Annotated in this window: 2 protein-coding genes; both read left to right on the top strand. The window is 39.1% G+C overall.

Going from position 1 to position 2,031, the window contains the following annotated elements:
• Positions 1-729 precede the first annotated feature (729 nt).
• Positions 730-1,134: a toll/interleukin-1 receptor domain-containing protein gene (locus MW688_RS14540; protein WP_486736734.1), complete on the top strand. Its 405-nt coding sequence runs from the start codon at positions 730-732 to the stop codon at positions 1,132-1,134.
• Entirely contained in the window at positions 1,103-1,657 is a 555-nt protein-coding gene (locus MW688_RS14535) for a hypothetical protein (protein WP_486736733.1), read from the top strand. The genes MW688_RS14540 and MW688_RS14535 overlap by 32 nt, the downstream gene beginning before the upstream one ends.
• The last annotated feature ends 374 nt before the right edge of the window (positions 1,658-2,031 follow it).

The following is a 2,031-nucleotide window of genomic DNA, read 5'->3' as shown; positions in this document are numbered from 1 at the left end:
CAAAAATAAAGCGCGATCGCCAACTCAAGAAACTACTCTATCTAGGAACTGATTTTAATAAATTTATGCCAACTATCAAGTTTCAGTTACAAGAACAAATGACTGAGTACTACAGCAAGATTAAAGAATTAGGAGGTTGAGAAAATGACCTCTAATCCTCTAGAAACTTGGAAGGAGAAGTTAAAATATCTTCAACAACAAGAGGCGATCGCACCATACCCAGCCCAAAAGTCAATTGAGTCAATTAAGTAGGGTGTGTTAGGGCGAAGCCCGTAACGCACCAAATTATCTGATAAGAGAGCGCTTAATCAGGAGGACCTTTTTTAAGTATTTACCTGAATTAACTGAAGTTAATTCAGTAAATTGTTGGGTTTCGTTTCCAAGGGCCCAACCTACAAACCTACAAGCTCAATTGACTAGGGTGCCAAGCCCGTAACTTGGCAGAAGAAGTTAGAATATCTTCAACAACAAGAGGCGATCGCATCAGACCCAGCCCAAAAGTCAATTGAGTAGGGTGTGTTAGGGCGAAGCCCGTAACGCACCAAACATGAGTAATGAGTTTTGAAGTCTAGTAGGGTGCGAAGCGTGCGAAGCCCGTAACGCACAAGTGTTATGTGAGGGATATTTTTAAAAAAGTATTTATCTTTTGTTGCACTATCCTTTTTGCTATGAATTTCAATTTAGAAGTATAGTAAGAATAGCGCTCTATCTATAGTTTAATCATACAATATGAAAGATTTCTTTATTAGCTATAATAGCCAAGATAAAGTGTGGGCAGAATGGATTGCTTGGACTTTGGAGAAACACGGTTATACGACTATAATTGAAGCCTGGGATTTTCGACCTGGAGGCAATTTTGTCATGGAAATGCACAAAGCAGCTTCTCAAACCAGAAAAACAATTGCAGTATTGTCAGAAAATTATTTAAAAGCTGAGTATACTCATCCCGAGTGGGCAGCAGCATTCGCCAAAGATCCTCAAGGTCAAAATAGAGCTTTAATACCTATAAAAGTTGACGATTGTCAACTGGAAGGATTGCTGAAGCAAATTATTTATTTAAACTTATCAAATTTATCTAAAAAAGAGGCAGTTGCTACTCTGATTGGGGCTTTTAGCGATCGCGCGATCGCCTAAACAAGAACCTACTTTTCCTGGCGAAGGTGTAGGGGAAAATGAAGAGCAAGATATACCCTATCCGGGAACTGATGTTGAAAAATCTATGCCAACTATAAATATGAAAGGGAACAACCAAAATAATCTTACAGGAAATGAGCGAAAAGAGCTGATAGATGCTTTATATTCTCTCGAATCGGGAAAATTTAATCAGTTAATATTTATTATTTCTCCTCCACCAGGCACTATTGCGCCAATGCCTTCTAAACAATCAGATAGGGCTTATGACTTGCTTCAATGGGCAGAATCCTATAATGGGTGTGGTTTAGAGACTATTAAACAAACTCTCTTAAATTTAACAAATGAAGAAACAGACATAAAACAAGTAGACCCGAATTTTAACTCAGAGGCGATCGCTATTTGGCAGGAAAAATTAGCTTATCTTCAACAGCAAGAAGCTATTGCCTCAAACCCCGCGCAAAAGTTTGAGCTACAAAAACAAATCGCTGAATGTCAACAAAAAATTAGGGAATTAGGAGGTTAAAAAAACTGCCTCTAATCCTCTAAAAATTTGGCAGAAGAAGTTAAAATATTTTCAACAACAAGAAGCGATCGCATTAGACCCAGCCCAACAGTCAATTGAGTCAATTAAGTAGGGTGTGAAGCGTGCGAAGCCCGTAACGCACCGTTAGATGAGTAATGAGTAATGAGTAATGAGTAATGAGTAAGAAGGTAGTATTAGTAGGGTGTGAAGCGTGCGAAGCCCGTAACGCACCAAATTATCTCAGGAATTACTGATAAGAGAGCGCTTAATCAGGAGGACCTTTTTTAAGAGGTAAATTGTTGGGTTTCGTTACCTTGGGCCCAACCTACAACCTACAAGCTCAATTGAGTAGGGTGCGAAGCGTGCGAAGCCCG

This window comes from Johannesbaptistia floridana (assembly GCF_057440575.1).
This window is presented reverse-complemented; position numbering and strand designations above follow the sequence as displayed.